Annotated in this window: 19 protein-coding genes; 15 read left to right on the forward strand and 4 right to left on the reverse strand. The window is 65.7% G+C overall.

Annotation, left to right across the window (positions count from 1 at the left end; translation table 11 throughout):
• Positions 1–2 precede the first annotated feature (2 nt).
• Together O3298_RS21815 and O3298_RS21820 are read right to left on the reverse strand one after the other, a co-directional pair.
• A complete protein-coding gene (locus O3298_RS21815; protein ID WP_305060535.1) occupies positions 3–824 on the reverse strand; it encodes a hypothetical protein in 822 nt (273 codons plus the stop codon).
• Positions 825–909: 85 nt separating this feature from the next.
• On the reverse strand, positions 910–2,286 hold the full coding sequence (locus O3298_RS21820; RefSeq protein WP_305060536.1) for a caspase family protein: 1,377 nt from the start codon (positions 2,284–2,286) through the stop codon (positions 910–912).
• Positions 2,287–2,473: 187 nt separating this feature from the next.
• Between O3298_RS21820 and O3298_RS21825 the strand changes: the two genes are divergently transcribed.
• From O3298_RS21825 to O3298_RS21885, 13 genes are all read left to right on the forward strand, one after another.
• Positions 2,474–3,238, forward strand: coding sequence for a hypothetical protein (locus O3298_RS21825; RefSeq protein WP_305060537.1), 765 nt, complete (start codon positions 2,474–2,476; stop codon positions 3,236–3,238).
• Positions 3,235–4,269 (forward strand): hypothetical protein, encoded by a 1,035-nt coding sequence (locus O3298_RS21830; protein WP_305060538.1) that lies wholly within the window; start codon positions 3,235–3,237, stop codon positions 4,267–4,269. The genes O3298_RS21825 and O3298_RS21830 overlap by 4 nt, the downstream gene beginning before the upstream one ends.
• Before the next feature lie 75 nt (positions 4,270–4,344).
• A complete protein-coding gene (locus tag O3298_RS21835; RefSeq protein WP_305060539.1) occupies positions 4,345–5,172 on the forward strand; it encodes a hypothetical protein in 828 nt (275 codons plus the stop codon).
• 1 nt (position 5,173) lies between these two features.
• Complete coding sequence (locus O3298_RS21840) at positions 5,174–6,778, forward strand: hypothetical protein (protein ID WP_289918578.1); 1,605 nt, start codon at positions 5,174–5,176, stop codon at positions 6,776–6,778.
• The gene (locus tag O3298_RS21845; protein ID WP_305053765.1) at positions 6,753–7,664 is read left to right on the forward strand and encodes a glycerophosphodiester phosphodiesterase family protein; all 912 of its coding nucleotides are present in this window, start codon (positions 6,753–6,755) and stop codon (positions 7,662–7,664) included. Before O3298_RS21840 ends, O3298_RS21845 begins: the two co-directional genes overlap by 26 nt.
• Positions 7,665–7,692: 28 nt before the next feature.
• Entirely contained in the window at positions 7,693–8,280 is a 588-nt protein-coding gene (locus O3298_RS21850) for a hypothetical protein (protein ID WP_099665844.1), read from the forward strand.
• A 159-nt stretch (positions 8,281–8,439) separates the two neighbouring features.
• Positions 8,440–9,465, forward strand: coding sequence for a LacI family DNA-binding transcriptional regulator (locus O3298_RS21855; protein WP_305060540.1), 1,026 nt, complete (start codon positions 8,440–8,442; stop codon positions 9,463–9,465).
• On the forward strand, positions 9,465–10,952 hold the full coding sequence (locus O3298_RS21860; RefSeq protein WP_305060541.1) for a sugar ABC transporter ATP-binding protein: 1,488 nt from the start codon (positions 9,465–9,467) through the stop codon (positions 10,950–10,952). Before O3298_RS21855 ends, O3298_RS21860 begins: the two co-directional genes overlap by 1 nt.
• Complete coding sequence (locus O3298_RS21865) at positions 10,933–11,958, forward strand: ABC transporter permease (RefSeq protein WP_305060542.1); 1,026 nt, start codon at positions 10,933–10,935, stop codon at positions 11,956–11,958. Before O3298_RS21860 ends, O3298_RS21865 begins: the two co-directional genes overlap by 20 nt.
• A gap of 103 nt (positions 11,959–12,061) precedes the next feature.
• Entirely contained in the window at positions 12,062–12,994 is a 933-nt protein-coding gene (locus tag O3298_RS21870; protein WP_305060709.1) for a substrate-binding domain-containing protein, read from the forward strand.
• 46 nt (positions 12,995–13,040) lie between these two features.
• A complete protein-coding gene (locus O3298_RS21875; RefSeq protein WP_305060543.1) occupies positions 13,041–14,093 on the forward strand; it encodes a sugar phosphate isomerase/epimerase in 1,053 nt (350 codons plus the stop codon).
• A 9-nt stretch (positions 14,094–14,102) separates the two neighbouring features.
• Entirely contained in the window at positions 14,103–15,251 is a 1,149-nt protein-coding gene (locus tag O3298_RS21880) for a Gfo/Idh/MocA family protein (RefSeq protein WP_305060544.1), read from the forward strand.
• Between the two features lie 16 nt (positions 15,252–15,267).
• On the forward strand, positions 15,268–15,564 hold the full coding sequence (locus O3298_RS21885) for a 2Fe-2S iron-sulfur cluster-binding protein (RefSeq protein ID WP_305060545.1): 297 nt from the start codon (positions 15,268–15,270) through the stop codon (positions 15,562–15,564).
• Between the two features lies 1 nt (position 15,565).
• Here the strand turns inward: O3298_RS21885 and O3298_RS21890 are convergent, their stop codons facing one another.
• The gene (locus tag O3298_RS21890; RefSeq protein ID WP_070258491.1) at positions 15,566–15,877 is read right to left on the reverse strand and encodes a hypothetical protein; all 312 of its coding nucleotides are present in this window, start codon (positions 15,875–15,877) and stop codon (positions 15,566–15,568) included.
• Between the two features lie 92 nt (positions 15,878–15,969).
• Between O3298_RS21890 and O3298_RS21895 the strand changes: the two genes are divergently transcribed.
• Positions 15,970–16,239, forward strand: coding sequence for a MoaD/ThiS family protein (locus O3298_RS21895; RefSeq protein ID WP_289899593.1), 270 nt, complete (start codon positions 15,970–15,972; stop codon positions 16,237–16,239).
• A 4-nt stretch (positions 16,240–16,243) separates the two neighbouring features.
• Entirely contained in the window at positions 16,244–17,350 is a 1,107-nt protein-coding gene (locus O3298_RS21900; protein ID WP_305060546.1) for an exo-alpha-sialidase, read from the forward strand.
• On the opposite strand, the gene O3298_RS21905 is transcribed toward O3298_RS21900, so the two are convergent.
• A complete protein-coding gene (locus O3298_RS21905; RefSeq protein WP_099665834.1) occupies positions 17,323–17,946 on the reverse strand; it encodes a TetR/AcrR family transcriptional regulator in 624 nt (207 codons plus the stop codon). The genes O3298_RS21900 and O3298_RS21905 overlap by 28 nt on opposite strands.
• Between the last annotated feature and the right edge of the window lie 14 nt (positions 17,947–17,960).

Below are 17,960 nucleotides of genomic sequence, written 5' to 3' on the forward strand. Positions count from 1 at the left end.
ACTTAGCCGACGGTTTTGCGCTTGTATTCGCCATAGCCGTACGCGGCCAGGACAATGCTGGCGGCCAGCACGAGATAAAAGCCGATGCCGAACGACAGCCCTTGCCAGACCTGGCCCAGCATTTCGCTGGCCATCTGCTCGGCCATGCGGGCTGCGCTGGAGCCCATGATGCCGCCCATGGCGTTGCCCGCGTCGCTGACGGCGCCCTTGATCTTGATGAACAGCAAACTGCTGTGGATGACGACGAACAGCAGCGGCGCACACTTGCCCAGCGCCGCTTTCGGGTGATTGCTGGCCATGGTGGCGCAGCAGGCGGCAATGGCCAGCAGGAAGAAAAATTGTGCCGAAGTAAAACCGCCGCCGCCATCGCGGGCAAAGCTTTCCAGGCTGTCGGCGGACAGGCCCAGCAACTGCCAGTAAGTGCGCGACACGGAGGCGAACAAACGGATGCCGATGGTGTTGAAGACAAAGGCGCCGGCGATCAGCACGCCCAGGCTGGCCAGCACCTTGATGCCCAATGCCGAGACGGCCTGGCCCCACAGCTGCTGGCCCTTGTCGCGCGCCAGTTTCGCCGCGCCGGCCATCTCTTCCTGCGCCAGTTGCTGCGTCGCCACGGCGCTGACCGTATCGAGGCCGCCTGACTCGTTGAAACGCACGTCGACGACGGCGTTGATGGCGGGCGCCACGTCGGAGCGCCAGTGGGTAGCGACGTCGAAGGCATGTTGAATGCCGGCCACGCTGACGGAACCTTGTCCGCTGGCTTGGTAGGCGAGGATGCGGCCCCGTTGGCCGGTGGTGATTGCTGCTGGGCTGGATGCTTGCATGGGATTTCCCTGGTCACTGTCATGCTGTATTGCATGTACCCACGGATAACGGGGGCAGTTCAGGGAAATCCAAAATTATTTGAAATTATTTTTTGGGCGGCTGCATCAGGTCTTTGGCGGCGCCCTGGTAATCCTTCATCAAGCCCATGAACGCGTCCTGCAAATGCCGGGCTGCGTCCTGCGGCGGCGCGCCCGTGCGCCGCGCCAGGTCGAATTTATACGCATGGGCGGCCGTGTAGCCCGCCTGCGAGGCGGCGTCCAGCAGCGCACCCGCCCGTTTCAGCGAGGCGGGGTCGCCCTTGACCATCAGCAATTCGGCCAGATAGGTCTGGGCAATCGGAAAGTCTTTCGCGGCGGCTTTTTCCAGCCACTGCATGCCCACCTTCGGCTGTTTGACGCCCGCGTCGCCGCCGCCGATGCCATAGCCGAGGGCCGTCAGCGCCACCAGGTCGCCGCCCCGCGCGCGTTTTTCCAGTTGCTGGCGGGGAAACGGGCGGGCCGCGATCTGCATGCGGATTTCATAGTTGATGTCTTGCAGTACGTTGCCTGGCCACACCTTGACGCCCGGTGCGGCCGGCTTCTCCATGGCTGGCGCTGGCGCGCGCATGCCGCTGTTGCCCGAGGCCAGCACGCCCGGTGTTGCCTGGCTGACACCCTTGCCGCTGCCCATGTTCAGCACCAGGCGCGCCGACGTTTCGCTGAACGAGACGCGGGGCTTTTGCACGTCGTGCGTCATGGCCGCGACGCGTGCCGCCACTTGTGAAAACACGTCGCCCATCGGCAAGCCCGGAGCGTCCAGCGCGTCGAGCAGGGCGCTCGTGTAGGGGCTGTTGCGCGAATCGGGCGACCAGAAATCGCGGGCCAGGGCGCCGGGCCCGGCCGAATAGGCGATCACCACGCCCCGTGGCGCGGCCGTATCGGCAAAGCCGTGGCTGGCCGCGTTGCCGCCGGGAACCACCACCGCGCCGCCGCGCGTATATTCCTGACGGCAAGCGTCGAGGATCAGCACGGCGCCGCGCGCGCCCGTGCGCTGCAAGTCGCCCGCTAGGCTGGAAACGGACACGCCCTGCGCGGCGATGGCGGACGCGCTCAGCGCATTCATGTTGGCGCCCAGCGGCAACACATAATTGGCTTCGCCCGCCTGCGCGCCGTGGCCCGCGTAAAACACGAGGGCGATATCGGCGCCGCGCGCCTGCGTGGAAAACTCGGCCGACGCCTTTTGCAGCTGCGCCGCATTGATGTCCGTGCGCAGCAGCACTTCAAAGCCCAGGCGGCGCAGGCGTTCGGCCATGGCGCGCGCGTCATTCACGGGATTTAACAGGGGCTGCGGATAGGCCGCGTTGCCGATCACCAGCGCGATGCGCTTGCCGGGACCGCTGGCGGCATTCCCCGTGGCCGCTTGCACGCCGTTACCGCAGAGTAAAAAGATGAGGCTGAAAAACAGGGAAATCAGGCGATGCATCGGCGTCTCGGGAATTGTCGTGAAAGTAACAAAAGTTAGCGATTTTGACGGTGATATGAGAAAATTGCTTAAATGCATTTTACCTTACTGACAAGTTTCTCTTGTCTGGCCAGCGTATTGCTTGTTTGCCGGTGCGCGTCGCCGCCGGCCAGTGGCGCGTGGCGCCCAACACACGATCGGACCGGCTGTGCAATCGGAACAATTTGAACGGATTCATGCTTTCTGGACCCGCCGCCCGCAGCTGACACAAGGCGAACTGGGCGAGTTTTACCAGCGCGTCATCGCCGCGCTGACCCCGTGCCGCCCGCGCGAGGCGGCGTCGCTGGGCGATTCCCTGGCCGATCTGCGCCACCAGTTCTTCATCGAAAAAGTCTTGCACAGCGACAGCGACGCCGCGCCCCACCACGTCGGCGCCCTGTTTCTGTACTTCAAGCGCTTCATCATCGACCAGCTGCGCAAGCAGCGCATCGAGGAGGATGCGGATGCGCAAGAGGGCTGCGAGTTGCGCGCGCCCGACGCCTATGCGGAACCGCTGCGCGACTACCAGCTTACGCCGCAGCAAGTGCGCGAGGCGGCCGACAGTTTCATTACGACCTTGCCGCGCGATTTGATCTTGCTGCTGCGCCATTGCGGCTGCGGCGGCATGCCCGTCAAGGAATTGGCCGAGCAGATTGCCTCCGCGCACTATCACGGCGGCAAGCTGGGCCTGGTCCACAGGCAGAAGGGCGAGCCTGCCAGCGCGGGGCGCCAGGTGGTCGAGCCGGCCCACCGCGCCACCTTGCTGGGCAGCTGGGTCTTGAGCCTGCTCAAGCTGCGCGTGGGCGATACCCTGGCTGCGCGCGACATGCAGGCGGCGCAAATAGTTTTGGATATTTTGTGCGTGGCCGCGTTATCCCTGCACCTGGACCCCGCGTCCCCTCCCTCGAACCCGGATGAAAGGCCACCGGCATGAATGCATTGACGCCCACCCTGGCCATCGTTGCCGCGCGCCTGCCGTCGCCCCCGTCTTCCATCGACGTGCTGGACGACGAGGTGGCGGGCGCCACCCCCGACTGGCGCGGCATCGCCGTGCCGGAACACCTGATGCAACGCTTCGCGCGCCGCAGCGATGCCGCGCCGCTGGCCGGGCGGCCCATCGCGGGCGGACAGATTCACCTGCTGGCGCGCCGCCCCGGCTTCGGCGCCGTGCTGCTCGACGCCTGGGACAGCACGCGGCAGCGCTGGCGCGGCTGGCTCGTCACGCCCGACACAGCGTATGCGGATGCCTGCGGCCTCGTCGTCGAAGAACGCGACGCACCCGCCGATCCCCGCGCGGGTCTGGTGCTGTGCGACATGCCGGTGACCCTGGCCGTGGCGGACCTGGGCGCCTGCCTGGGCGTGTTCAGCCAGGAGCGCCTGCAGGCGGCGCGCTGGCTGGAGCTGCATGGCCGCGCCAACGGGACGGCAGCCGCACCGGGCGTGATCGCCCGCGTGGCCTTGCCGGGCGACGATTACGCCTTGACGGGCACGCCCTTGTCGAGCGAGCTGGGCACGGATGGCCGCGTGGCGTACCGGCAATTGTTGCGCCAGGGGCTGCAGCAGTTGCAGATCGCTCCGGTCGATGCTACTTCGCCACCGGTGAAGGTGCCAATGCAGGCGGCAAATTCCAGCCGCTGGCTCAAACTTGTCACGGCCGTGGCCGCCAGCGTGATGGTGGTGCAGTCGGCGTGGCTGTTCCTGCCGAAAGAGGGCGCCGTCGTCGGCAATGCGGAATTCCGCAATGGTGCTCCACAGGGCAGCGGCGTCGAGACGGGCGTGCGCACGCGCGTGCTGTTCCGCGCCGAGGCCACGGAGGCGGAAATCCGCACCTGGCTGCAGCGCGAGCAGCTGGAAATCGTCGCCGGACCGGACACCCTGGGCGCCTTCACCGTGCTGTCGCGCAACCGCCAGAAAGTCTTGCCGCCGCCAGGTCCGGGCAATCCGCTGGCCGTGATCAATCCCTGACCCCGAAATAAGAGAAAGTTATCAAGTATGGCAACGTATAAGAATTTTGCATCTGCGCACTGGCGCAAACTGGCCATGGGCCTGGCCGCCGGCGTCCTGTTGACGGGCTGCGCCATGACGCCGAATGGCCGTGGCGGCGTGTTGATGGGCCTCGATACGGCCGAGCTGTTCGGCACGCCGATGTCCACCTTCCGCTTGCGTGACGGCACGGAAGGCACCTTGCGCAAGGATCCGAAGGGCAAGTATTCGATCAAGCTGTCGCAGGCGTTCCGCGTCGTGCCGCTGGATAAGGCCATCACGGCCCGCGTGGCGCGCGTGGAAAACGTGGGCGAGCGCACCGTGGTGATCGTCGAAACCCAGGAGCGCGGCTGCGCCTACCGCTATGAAGTGCTGGCGTTCCAGGGCACGGACGTGCTGCAGTGGACGGTCGGCAATTGCAACGACCGCCCCCGCGTGGAACTGGCGGCCGATGGCCGTTCGCTCAATATCGACTTTCCCAGTTACAACCGCCTGGCGCGCATGATTTACACGGACAGCCGGCTGCTCAACGCCAGCGTGCCCGTGCCGCCCGGCGTCGATACGCGCGCGCAGCCGTTTGCCGACGACGCCTTGCGCGCCGCCGGCCCCGTCATCGCCACCGTGCCGGGCAGCGACAGCGGGCGCGTGATTCCCGCCGCTCCGGCCGCCGCACCGGCCGCCGCCACCAAGCCCGCCACGCGCGCCACCAGCCGGAACCGCCGCCAGGTGGCGCAGGAAGCGCCCGCGCCAGCCCGCACCGTGCCAAGCGCCCCGGCAGCGGCAGCTCCGGCCGCGCGTGCCGGCGACAGCGCTTCGCGCGTGCCGGCCGCCATGAGTTTCCAGACGGAAGAAATCAAGCCCGTCGTCATCGATTTGAGGAAATAGGATGGCCGCCAGCTTGCGCAGTCTGCAAATCCGGCAGACCTTGATCCTGATCGTCCTCACCATTATGTATCTGTGCTTCGAGCTGGGATTCAATGCCCGCCTGCTCGACGTGGTGGGGGGCAACGTCAAGCCGGAAGACGTGGAAGGGGTGGAATTCTATGGCCGCAGCCTGTCGGGCATCGCCGCCGCGCTGGTGGTGCTGCAGCTGATGTGGCGCCGCCGGCTGAAGAACAATGGCAGCGGGCCGGGCTGGACCAAGATCCTCGTCTGCTGCGTGGTGACGGCCGGCGTCGTCTTCGGCGTGCTGAAAACCACGGTGAATGTGCTGGTCAATACGCGCGACGCGGAATTTCGCCGCATGGCCTTCAACACCACCTTGCTGCAGCGTTCGCTGGTAGGCGGCAGCTTGCAGCTGCAGGGCCTGGTTGACGATCCCACCCTGTTCGCCAAGCCGGAGGGGAAATCCTTCCTGGCCCTGTTCCCCTTCCTGGCCGTCTCGGTGCGGCATCTCGACGAGCGCATGGGACCGGCCAAGGAGCAGCTGGTGCGCGCCAATGTGCGCCAGGTGGCAGGCGGCCCGTCCGGCTACTATGACAAATATCAAGAGGCCATGCGCGAGCTGGCCGGCAAGTGGGAATTGTATGCGGGCATCATCCCCGACAGCGATGCCGGCTTGCGCGCCAAGCAGCAATCGTCGTGGCAGGAATACGTGAGCAGCCTGTCGCGGCGCGGCTGGCAGCCGCATTCGGTGCCGATGCGGCGCCAGGCTGCCGTCGTCAACAATGTGCGCAAGAAAGTACCCGTGCCCGCCAACTGGCGTACCGACGACGAGCAGGGCTTCCGCGCCGCCGTCAAGCGCCGTTACGCGGCCGAGGCGGCCAGCAAGGGCGTCTCCGTGCGCGGCGAGCGCATCCCGCCGGGCTTGCCGTTTGCCGCCTTTGTCGCGCGCCCCGGCGTGCAGGCGGAATTGCGCGAAGCGTTGAAGTTGCCGGCCAGCGCCACGGTGCAGGCCGCGTATGCGAGTCCGGCCGAGTTCGGGCGCCTGTTCGACCAGTTCCTGGATCGCCAGACGGCGGAAAAACTGGTGGAATACCGTGCCAGCCGCACGGATTTTGAAGCGGGCGGCAGGTTCTTCCACGAAGGCAAGGAAGCGGCGCGCGCCGCCATCGTGCCGCCCGTGGCCCTGTTCTTCTCGCTGCTGGGCGCCATCGGCCACTTTTCCAAATTGCTGTATCTGATCGCGACCGTCGTATTATTGCTGCTGGCCATGCGCCGTGGCGAGCAGGCGGGCGCCGATGGACAGCTGAGCCGGCGCTCCGCCTGGATCGCCACGGGCGTGCTGGCGACGGCCTTTGCGGGCACCTGGGGCATGCTGTCGGTGCTGGACAACAACGTCACGCGTAGCGAGCTGTTCCGGCAAATGCTGGACTGGACGCGCCAGGGCGAGCCCGACAGCACGCGCTGGAATCTCGCCGGCAAGGCCATCCTGGCCAATATCACGCACGTCGTGGCGGTGGGGCAGGGCTACAGCTACCCCGTCAACGAAGCGATCCGCATCCATGTTTTGCAGGGAATTCACTATGGCTATCACCCGCAACAAAAATAAGGCGGCCGCGCTGGCCTTGCTGCTCTCCATGGCCAGCACGGCCGCGCAAGCCGATTGCCTGGGCATGAAGATGCATGCGCACCGCGGCGCAGGCAATGCGCCGGAAAACTCGCTGAGCGCGCTGCGCAACACGTATTTCGGCACCTGGGACGGCGTCGAGACGGATTTGCAGCTGCTGGGCGACGGCAGCTGGGTGGTGCACCACGACTTGCTGACGGGAAGGGTCGTCGACACGGGCTCGCCCCGCACCGTGAAACAATTGACGGCCGACGACTGGCGCGCCGCCAGCATGAAGAACCGCGGCGTGGCTACGCCGGAAACGCCGCCCTTCGTCACCGATGTCGCCGACCTGGCGACGGCTTTCCCGGCCAAGACCCTGAATGCGGAAATCAAGGATGTGGTGTCGTCGTGCGCGCCGATCGCCACCCTGGTGGGACAGTTGCGCGCGAACATCAAGCACGGCAACTGGTTTTTGACGTCGGGCGTGCCGAACAACCTGGCGTGCGCGCGCCGCGCCGATCCGCAGGGTTACCTGGGCCTGCTCGTGTTTGACGCGCGCAATGCGCAGGCGGCCGGCGCCAACCGGGTCAGCCGCTATATCGCGAAAAATGCCCGCCCGCCCAAGCTGGACAAGCCATGGCTGCAGCGCGTGCAGCAACAGATCGGCATGCCCACCGGCGTGCATGTGGATGCGCGCAGCCTGGACGCCAATCCGAATCTGCTGGCTGATGCCGCCAGCCTGAACATGCCCGTCTTCGTGTACGCCGTCGATGGCGACTCGGCCCTGGCCGCGTCCCTGCTGCGCGCCCAGCAGCGCAGCCACCGCTGGCCCAGCGGCGTCATTCTTGACGGCAATCCCGAGACGTTTTGTGCGATGATGAAGTAAGCATTTTTACTTGCCGAGAGACCATGCCATGACCCTGCCGCAACCCGACCCCGCCGCCGCGCTGGCCCGTAGCGCCATCGGCGCCATGTTCTTTTCCCTGTTTGGCGGCCTGTGGGTGGCCGCCTGGTGCGTGCAGACGTATGGCGCGCATCCGCTCAGGCTGCTGCCGGTTGCCGGCGTCACCGTCCTGCTGTTCATGCTGGCGTGGCGCCAGTTCCGGCGCCACCGCGCCGCGCATGCGGCGGCGGAGCAATCGCCGGAAGCGAAACGCGTGGGGCGGCTGTTCAATATCGTGAACGCCGGGCAATGGATCGCCATCTTCATCGTCGGCAACGTCCTGAAAAACATGGGCTTGCAGGCGTGGTTCATTCCCGCGGTCATTCTCATCGTGGGCCTGCATTTCTTCCCGCTGGCCTGGCTGTTCAAGGCGCGCCGCCACCTGGCCATCGGCATGGCCCTGTGCGTGTGGGCCATCGGCTATCCGCTGACCGTGCGCCATGGCCCCATGCACCCCATCGGCTGTCTCGGTGCCGGCCTGATCCTGTGGGTGGCGGCCCTGTCCGCCGTGCGCGCCGGTTTTGCCGTGCAGCAAAGCGCCTTGCAAGCCCAGAAATAGCTGTATCCGACGGCCCGCGCAGGGCCGTTTTTGCCCCGTTTTTGCCTTTTTCCTGCCGCATTCCTGCCTCTTTTTTGCGCATCGCAGCATCGATAATGTTTGCATCGCGCGCGCGACTGGCCTATAAATGTAATCGATTACATTTTATTGAGCACCTTCATGCCGCCAGCCGTTCCATCACCTTTGCCGACAGAAACCGTCTCCATCAGCGCCGTCGCCGCGCATGCGGGCGTGTCGGTGGCCACCGTGTCGCGCGTGATGAACGAGCAGGCGGGGGTGCGGGCGCCCACGCGCGACAAGGTGCTCGCTTCCGTGGCGGCCCTGGGCTACCGCATGAACCATCTGGCGCGCAGCCTGCGCACGGCTGAGAGCCGCATGCTGCTGACCATGGTGCCCGACGTGGGCAACCCGTTTTATGCGCAGATCGTGCGCGGCATCGATACGGTGGCGCGCGAACACGGCTATTTCGTGTTGCTGTGCGACACGGGCGCCGACGCGGGCCGCGAGCGCTCGTATTTCGACTTGCTGCGCATGCACCGCGCCGACGGCGCCATCTGCCTCGATCCGGACACGGTGCAGCATGCCTTGTCGCATGAATCCGTCAGCCTGCCGTGGGTGGCGTGCTGCGAATTCGACCCCGCCGTGGCCGTGCCCTATGTCGGCATCGACAACCATCGGGCCGCCTCCGACGCTGTCGCGCATCTGCTGGCGCGCGGCCATACGCGCATCGGCCTGATCAACTCGGATGAACGCTATCTGTACGCGCGGCAACGCCAGCAAGGCTATCTGGACACCCTGGCGGCGGCCGGTCTGCCCGTGCAGCCGCAGTGGGTGCACACGGTGCAAAGCCTCGACTATGAAGCGGGCACGGCCGCCACCTTGCGGATGATGGCGCAGCCCGACGCGCCCACGGCCATCTTTGCCGTCTCCGACACCCTGGCCATCGGCGTGCTGAGCGCGCTGCGCCAGTTGAAGAAGCGCGTGCCGGAAGACGTGGCCGTGATCGGCTTCGACGATATCGCCATCGCCGCGCAGATCGATCCGGGCTTGACCACCATCGCGCAGCCCATGCGCGAGCTGGGCGAGACGGCGGCGAGACTGTTGCTGCAGCGCTTGGCGGACCCGGCGGCACAGGTGCCGGGCGTGTTGCTTAACCATAACTTGGTCTTGCGAGGGAGTGCATAGTGAGCGTTGCCGTCGGTTTCGAGGGGGTGTGCAAGGATTTCGGCCCCGTGCGCGTCTTGCATGGCGTCAGTTTCAACCTGGCGCCGGGGCGCGTGTATGGCTTGCTGGGCGAAAATGGCGCCGGCAAGTCGACCCTGATGAAAATCCTCGCCGGCTACGAGGCGGTGAGCGAAGGGCAGCTGCTGATCGATGGCCAGCCCCGGCGCTTTGCCAGTTCGCGCGCGGCGGAATCGGCCGGCATCGTGCTGATCCACCAGGAATTCAACCTGGCCGAGCACCTGACGGTGGCGCAAAACATGTTCCTCGGCCACGAGCAGACGCGCGGCTGGCTGCTCGACGAGCGCGCCATGCGCGAAGAAGCGTCGCGCTATCTGAAACAGGTGGGCCTGGACGTGTCGCCCGAGACGAAAATCCGCGACTTGATCGTGGCTGAAAAGCAACTTGTGGAAATCGCCAAGGCCCTGTCGCGCCGCGCCCGCTTCCTGATCATGGATGAACCGACGGCCACCCTGACGTCGTCGGAAACCCAGCGCCTGTTCGCCGTGATGGCGCAGCTGAAAGCGGACGGCGTGACGATTTTGTACATTTCCCACAAGCTCGATGAAGTGGAGCGCAACACGGACGAAGTGATCGTCATGCGCGACGGGCGTTTCGTCACGCGCGAACCGACGGCCAGCCTCACGCGCCAGCAGATGGCGAACCTGATGGTGGGGCGCGAATTGTCGGACATGTTTCCGGCGAAAGTGGCGCTGGCGCCGGACGCGCCCGTGCTGTTGAAGGTCGAGGGACTCAGCGTACCCGGCTGGTCGAAAAACCTGTCGTTCGAGGTGCGGGCCGGCGAAGTGCTGGGCTTTGCGGGCCTGGTGGGCGCGGGGCGCACGGAATCGTTCGAGGCGCTGCTGGGCTTGCGTCCGCGCAGCGCGGGGTTGATCCATCTCAATGGCCAGCCCGTGGACATCCGCACGCCCAAGCAGGCCATGCAGCATGGCATGACGTATTTGAGCGAAGACCGCAAGGGAAAAGGTCTACATGTGAACCTGGGCTTGCGCGAAAACCTCACCCTGATGACGATGGAGCGCTATGCGCGGCCGTGGCTGGACGTGAAAGCGGAAAAGGAGGCGCTGGCCAAGGCCGTGCTGGACTTCAATATCCGCACGGGTGACCTGGACAGCCGCGCGCGCATGCTGTCGGGCGGCAATCAGCAAAAGCTGGCGCTGGCGAAATACCTGCATTCGGACCCCAGGGTCGTGGTATTGGACGAGCCGAGCCGCGGCGTGGACGTGGGCGCCAAGCGCGACATTTACTTTTTGATCCACCGCCTGGCCGCCGAAGGGCGCGCCGTGATCGTGATTTCATCCGAACTGATCGAATTGATCGGCCTGTGCCACCGGGTCGCCGTGATGCGCGCCGGCACCTTGCAAGCCACCCTGTCTGCTGACCACCTGACCGAAGAGGAGTTGATTGCCCATGCAACCGGCACGCACTGACACCACTGTCTTCACCGGCGCCCCCGGCGCCAGCATCGCCAGACTGGGCGCGCGCATCAAGGGTTTCGGCCCCGTGCTGGGCCTGTTGGCCCTGTGCATCGCGGGCACCTTGCTCAATGGCGACTTCGCCACCCTGGACAACCTGATGAACGTGCTCACGCGCACGGCTTTTATTGGCATCATCGCCGTCGGCATGACCTTCGTCATCATTTCCGGCGGCATCGATCTGTCCGTCGGCTCCATGGCGGCCCTGATCGCCGGCTGCATGATTTATTTCATGAATGCGCTGGCGCAAGGGGCGGGCGGCGACCTGGCGCCCATCACCATGCTGGTGCTGGGCATCGCCATGGCATTGATCCTGGGCGCCGGTTTCGGCCTGATGCATGGCTTGTTGATCAGCAAGGGCAATATCGAGCCGTTCATCGTTACCCTGGGTACGCTCGGCATCTTCCGCGCCGTCTTGACGTACCTGGCCGATGGCGGCGCGCTGACCCTGGACGCCACCCTGTCCGAGCTGTACAGCCCCGTCTACTACACGAGCGTGCTGGGCGCGCCTATCCCCATCTGGATTTTCCTCTTCGTCGCGGCGGCCGGCGCCATCATTTTGAACCGCACCACGTTCGGCCGCCACGTGCAGGCGATTGGTTCCAACGAGCAAGTGGCGCGCTACGCGGCCATCAACGTCGACAAGGTGAAAATCGCCACCTACATGCTGCTGGGCGTGTGCGTGGGCATCGCCACCGTGCTGTACGTGCCGCGCCTGGGCTCGGCCACGCCCACGACGGGCTTGCTGTGGGAACTGGAAGCCATCGCCGCCGTCGTCGTCGGCGGCACGGCCCTGAAGGGGGGCGAAGGGCGCATCGTCGGCACCGTCATCGGCGCGATTTTATTATCCGTGATCAGCAACATCCTGAATTTGACCAGCATCATCAGTGTCTACCTGAATGCCGCAGTGCAAGGCGTGGTGATCATCGCCGTCGCCTTCCTGCAGCGGGGCCGCAAATAAAACAAGAGCGGCGTTCTGAAAGGGCGGCCACCGGGCGCCCACAACCTTGGAGGAGAGCAGCATGAAGAGCTTTATACGGGTAGCAGGGATGGCAGTGCTGGTGATGCAGGCGTGGGCGTTGCCGAGTGCGCAAGCGGCCGGGAATGGGGGAAATAAGCTGGTGGTGGGCGTGGCCATTCCCACGGCCACGCACAGCTTTACCTCGGGCATCGTCTGGTGGGCCAACCAGGCCAAGGCGGAGCTGGAAAAAGCCCATCCGGGGCTGAAAATCATCGTCAAGACGGCCGCCACGGCGCCCGAGCAGGCGAACCAGCTGCAGGATATGTTGACGGTGAACAAGATCAACACGCTCGTCATCTTCCCCATCGAGTCGGCCTCGCTGACGCAGCCCGTGGCGCAAGTGAAGAACAAGGGCGTGTACGTGACGGTGGTGGACCGCGGCTTGACGAACACGCAGTCGCAGGATGCGTACATCGCGGGCGACAATACGGCCTTCGGCAAGCTGCCTGCCGAATACCTGGCGAAGAGTCTGAATGGCAAGGGCAATATCGTCGCGCTGCGCGGCATGCCGACGACGCTCGACAACGAGCGCTATGACGCATTTTCCGCCGTGATGAAGGGCCATCCCGACATCAAGGTGCTCGACGCCAAGTATGGCAACTGGAACCGCGACGATGCCTTCAAGGTCATGCAGGATTACCTGACCCGCTTCAAGCATATCGACGCCGTCTGGGCCGCCGATGACGACATGGCCATCGGCGTGCAAAAGGCCATCGCGCAAGCGAAGCGCACGGACATCAAGCAAGTGTTCGGCGGCGCGGGCGCGAAGGGCGCCGTGAAGAAGATCATGGACGGTTCCGACCCGCTGATCGTGGCCGACGTGTCGTACTCGCCCAAGTTCATGTACGACGCCATCAAGCTGACGACGGAAGCGCGCCTGAAAGGTGATAAATTGCCGGCCAACACCATCATCCCGTCGGTGCTGATCACGCGCGAGAATGCCAAGCAGTTCTACTTTCCGAACTCGCCTTTTTAAACTGAACCTCCCCCGGGGCCAGATTCCCGGGGGCCAAAGGATACCCATGAAAACCATCCAGGGCCCGGCCATCTTCCTGGCCCAGTTTCTCGGCGACGAGCCGCCGTTCGACTCGCTCGAGCACCTGGCGCAATGGGCGGCCGGCCTGGGCTACAAGGGCTTGCAGCTGCCGACGGCGCCGCGATTGTTTGATCTGGAACAAGCGGCTGCCAGCCAGCAGTATTGCGACGACGTGGTCGCCCTGCTGGCGCGCCACGGCTTGCAGGTGACGGAATTGTCGACGCATTTGCAGGGCCAGCTGATCGCCGTGCATCCCGCCTACGATGCCCTGTTCGACGGCTTTGCGCCGGAACAGGTGCGGGGCGATCCCGCCGCCCGTACGGCCTGGGCCACGCAGCAGCTGCTGTGGGCGGCCAGCGCCTCGCAGCGCCTGGGCCTCGCGGCGCACGTGACGTTTTCCGGCGCGCTGGCCTGGCCGTATCTGTACCCGTGGCCGCAGCGCCCCGCCGGCCTGGTGGAGACGGCGTTCGCGGAATTGGCCCGGCGCTGGCTGCCCATCCTCGACGCGTTCGACGCGGCCGGCGTGGACCTGTGCTACGAATTGCATCCGGGCGAGGACTTGCACGATGGCGTGACGTTCGAGCGTTTCCTGGCCGCCGTCGATGACCACCCGCGCGCCTCCATCTTGTACGACCCCAGCCACTTCGTGCTGCAGCAGCTCGACTACCTGGCCTTCATTGACATTTATCATGCGCGCATCAAGGCCTTCCACGTCAAGGATGCGGAATTCCGGCCCAACGGGCGCCAGGGCGTGTATGGCGGCTATGGCGACTGGCAAGACCGGGCCGGGCGCTTCCGTTCGCTGGGCGACGGGCAGATCGATTTCAAGGCCATCTTTTCCAAGATGGCGCAGTATGACTTTCCGGGCTGGGCCGTGCTGGAATGGGAATGCTGCCTGAAACACCCGGAGGATGGTGCGGCCGAAGGGGCGCGTTTCATCCGCGAGCACATCATCCACGTGGCCGAGCACGCGTTCGACGATTTCGCGGGCAGCGCGGTTGACCAGGATCAAATCCATCACTTGCTTGGCTTGAAATAGGGAGATGACATGCAGCGACGGATACGCTTGGGCATGGTAGGGGGCGGGCAGGGCGCGTTCATCGGCGCCGTGCACCGCATCGCGGCGCGCATCGACGACCAGTACGAGCTGGTGGCGGGCGCCCTGTCGTCCGATCCGCAGCGCGCGCGCGACAGCGGCGCTGCGCTGCACCTGGTGCCGGAGCGTTGCTACAGCGATTACCGCGCCATGGCGCAGGCGGAAGCCGCGCGCGCGGATGGCATCGAGGCCGTCGCCATCGTCACGCCGAATCATTTACATGCGCCCGTCGCCACGGCGTTCCTGGAAGCGGGCATTCACGTGATCTGCGACAAGCCGCTGGGAATATCTCTGGCGGAAGGCCGGGCGCTGGCGGCGCTGGCGCAGCAGAAGAATCTGCTGTTTGCGCTCACGCATACCTACAGCGGCTACCCGCTGCTGCGCCACGCCAGGGCCATGGTCGAGGCGGGCGACATCGGCGAACTGCGCCTCGTGCAGGTGGAATATTCGCAGGATTGGTTGGCCGATGCCATCGCGGCGGGCGGCATGAACGAGGGCAACTGGCATAACGACCCGCAGAAGGCGGGGCCGGGTGGTGTGCTGCTCGACGTGGGCTTGCACGCGTATCACCTGGCGCAATTCGTCAGCGGCTTGACGCCGCAGCAGGTGCTGGCGGAATTGTCGACCTTTGTTCCGAACCGCACGCTGGACGACCACGTGCAGGTGATGTTGCGCTACGCGAATGGGGCGAAAGGCACCCTGTGGGCCAGCCAGGTGGCGACCGGTTGCGAAAACACGGTGCGCCTGCGCCTGTTCGGCAGCAAGGCGCAGCTGGACTTTGATCAGGAACAACCGAATGCACTGTGGTTCACGCCGCAGGGCGGCAACCGCCAGCTGCTGCGCCCGGGCCGGGTCGACAGCGCCGCCGCGCGCCACGCCACGCGCGTGCCGGCCGGCCATCCGGAGGGGTATCTGGAAGCGTTCGCCCAGCTGTACCTGGATGCGGCCTTGCGCATCCGCGCCCTGCAATCGGGCTTGCCCGTGCCCGAGGAAGCGGGCTGGCTGCCCACCGTCACCGATGGCGTGGCCGGCCTGGCCTTTGCGGAAGCCGTGCTGCGCAGCCATGCGGATGGCGGCCGCTGGACGACCCTGGCAAGCTGACTGTTACACTGGAGGCATGAGCGTGCCTCCCTTTACCATCACGATCGTCCCGCAAGGCTGGCAATTCCCGGCCGATGCAGGCAGTACCATCCTGGCCGCCGCCGAGCTGGCCGGCATCCGCCTGCTCAGCTCCTGCCGCAACGGCACCTGCCGCACGTGCATCTGCCACATGCCCGAAGGAAAGATACGCTACACGGTGGACTGGCCCGGCATCAGCCCCGATGAACGGCTCGACGGCTACATCTTGCCCTGCGTGGCCGTGGCGGACAGCGATGTCACCATCCAGGCGCGCGCCGTGCGTACGGGCAATTAATTCACGACGGCTTGCCGCCCTTGAGGCGCTGCAGCAGCGCGTCCACGCTGTCGCTGACGGGCAAGCCGTGGCGGCGCAGCAACTGCACGTGCAAGACGAGGTTTTCCAGCACCAGCTTGGCCGCCACGGCCAGCAAGGCCAGGTTGCGGTCTTCCGGGCTGAAACTTTCCATCGCGTCGGCCATCTCGCACAGGTGATTGGCGATCAGCCCGCGCAATTCCTGCTCGTCGAAGGGCAAGTCGGCAAAATCGATGGGATCGGCCACTTCCACTTCCTGCATCAGCACCGCTAGTTCTTCCGGGGTAATCGTCATGCCTGGCCTCCTTGTGTGCTTGCCTCTATTTTAATTGTATTGGCCGCAAAGGGGACTAGAATGAGGACCAGGCCGATGACGTCGAAGGCAGCATGGCGAAATTGCACTTTACGCAACAACTGGCGCGTTTCCTCGACGTTCCTGCCGTGGAGGTGGATGCGCCACGCCTGCGCGCCGCCCTCGATGCCGCATTTGCCCGGCAGCCGCGCCTGCGCGGCTACGTGCTCGACGAGCAGGGCGCGCTGCGCCCCAATGTGGTGATCTTCATCGACGGCGCCCGTTGCCGCGAGCGGCGCATGCTCGACGACGCCTTGCGGCCTGACAGCCAGGTGTATATCTTGCAGGCACTTTCCGGAGGTTGACGCCATGACAGCAGTCCCGCAGCGCGCGTATCTCGGCACCCGCAAGGGCCTGTTCCAGTTCGATGTCGATGCGGCCGGCGCCTGGCAGCTGGCGCTGGTGCAGTTTGCCGGCGATCCCGTCTCCATGCTGCTGCACGACGGCCGCGACGGCGCCTTGTATGCGGCCCTGAACCTGGGCCACTTCGGCGCCAAGCTGCACCGGCGCGACGCGGGCAGTGGCGAATGGAAAGAAGTCGCCGTGCCCGCCTATCCCGCCAAGCCGGAAGGCAGCAGCGATACGGTGGACTGGACCTTGCGGCAGATCTGGTCGCTGGCGGCCGGCGGCGCGGACCAGCCAGGCGTGCTGTGGGCGGGCACCCTGCCTGGCGGCCTGTTCCGCTCCAGCGACCGCGGCGACAGCTGGCAACTGGTGGAATCCCTGTGGCACGTGCCGCAGCGGGCGCAGTGGTTTGGCGGCGGTTACGACGTGCCCGGCATCCACAGCATTTGCGTCGACCCGCGCGACAGCGCCAAGGTGCTGGTGGGCGTGTCCTGCGGCGGCGTGTGGCAAACGGTCGATGGCGGCGCCAGCTGGGCCTTGAGCGCGACGGGCATGCGCGCCGATTACATGCCGCCCGAACTCGATGAAAACGAAGCCGTGCAAGACCCGCACCGCATCGTGCGCAGCGCCGGCACGCCGGAGGCGCTGTGGTGCCAGCACCATAACGGCATCTGGCGCTCGGACGATGCCGGCTGGCACTGGCAAGAGGTGACGACGGCGCCGCTGTCGCATTTCGGCTTTGCCGTGGCTGTGCATCCGCGCGATGGCGACACGGCCTGGTTCGTGCCGGCGCAGGCGGACGTGCTGCGCATTCCCATCGACGGCGCGCTGGCCGTGACGCGCACGCGCGATGGCGGGAAAACCTTCGAAGTCTTGCGCGCGGGCTTGCCGCAGCAGCATTGCTACGACCTCATCTACCGCCACGGGCTGGCGCTGGCCGACGATGGGCGCAGTCTGTTGATGGCGTCGACGACGGGCGGCGCCTGGTTTTCAGGCGACGAGGGCGAACACTGGCAGACCATTTCCGCCCACTTGCCGCCCGTTTATGCCGTCTGTTTTGCCACGCCGTAATAGCACAGGAAGATATCGACGGCCAGTTCCGTCACTTCGCGCCGGCGTGCCGGGCCCAGCAAAGGCTCGCCCAGGGTGATCTGCGGCCAGAAGGCAAAGGTTTTCAAGGGCGACATCAGCAGGTGCGCCACTTCCAGCGTCTCGCCCGCCTTGATGCGCCCGTCCTGCTGCGCCGCGCGGATCCAGATATTCAAGCCCGTTTCCTTTTCATTCAGGCGCGTCACCATCGCTTGCGCGCGCGCGGGCGAGTGGATGGTTTCGCCAAAGATCACGCGCGCCAGGTCGATGAAGGCCGGATCGCACAGCAAGTCCATCTTTTGCTCGACCAGGGCCAGCACCTGAGGCCGCAGGGGCTGGTCGGCAACATAGGGCACGGCAGGCTGGGCCATGCTGCTTTCCCACATGCGCTGCAGGATTTCCGCAAACAGCTCGTCCTTGCTGGGGAAATGGTTGTACACGGTGCGCTTGGATACGGCGGCCGTGGCGGCGATCTTGTCCATGCTGGTCGCATCAAAACCGTGCTCGCGGAACTCGGCGATGGCGGCATCGACGATGGCGACGCGCTTGCGGTCGGTGAGGCGTTGCGGTGCGGCCATGGCGGGAAATCTCC

It is taken from the genome of Janthinobacterium sp. SUN137 (assembly GCF_030587265.1).
Lineage (GTDB): Bacteria > Pseudomonadota > Gammaproteobacteria > Burkholderiales > Burkholderiaceae_D > Janthinobacterium > Janthinobacterium kumbetense.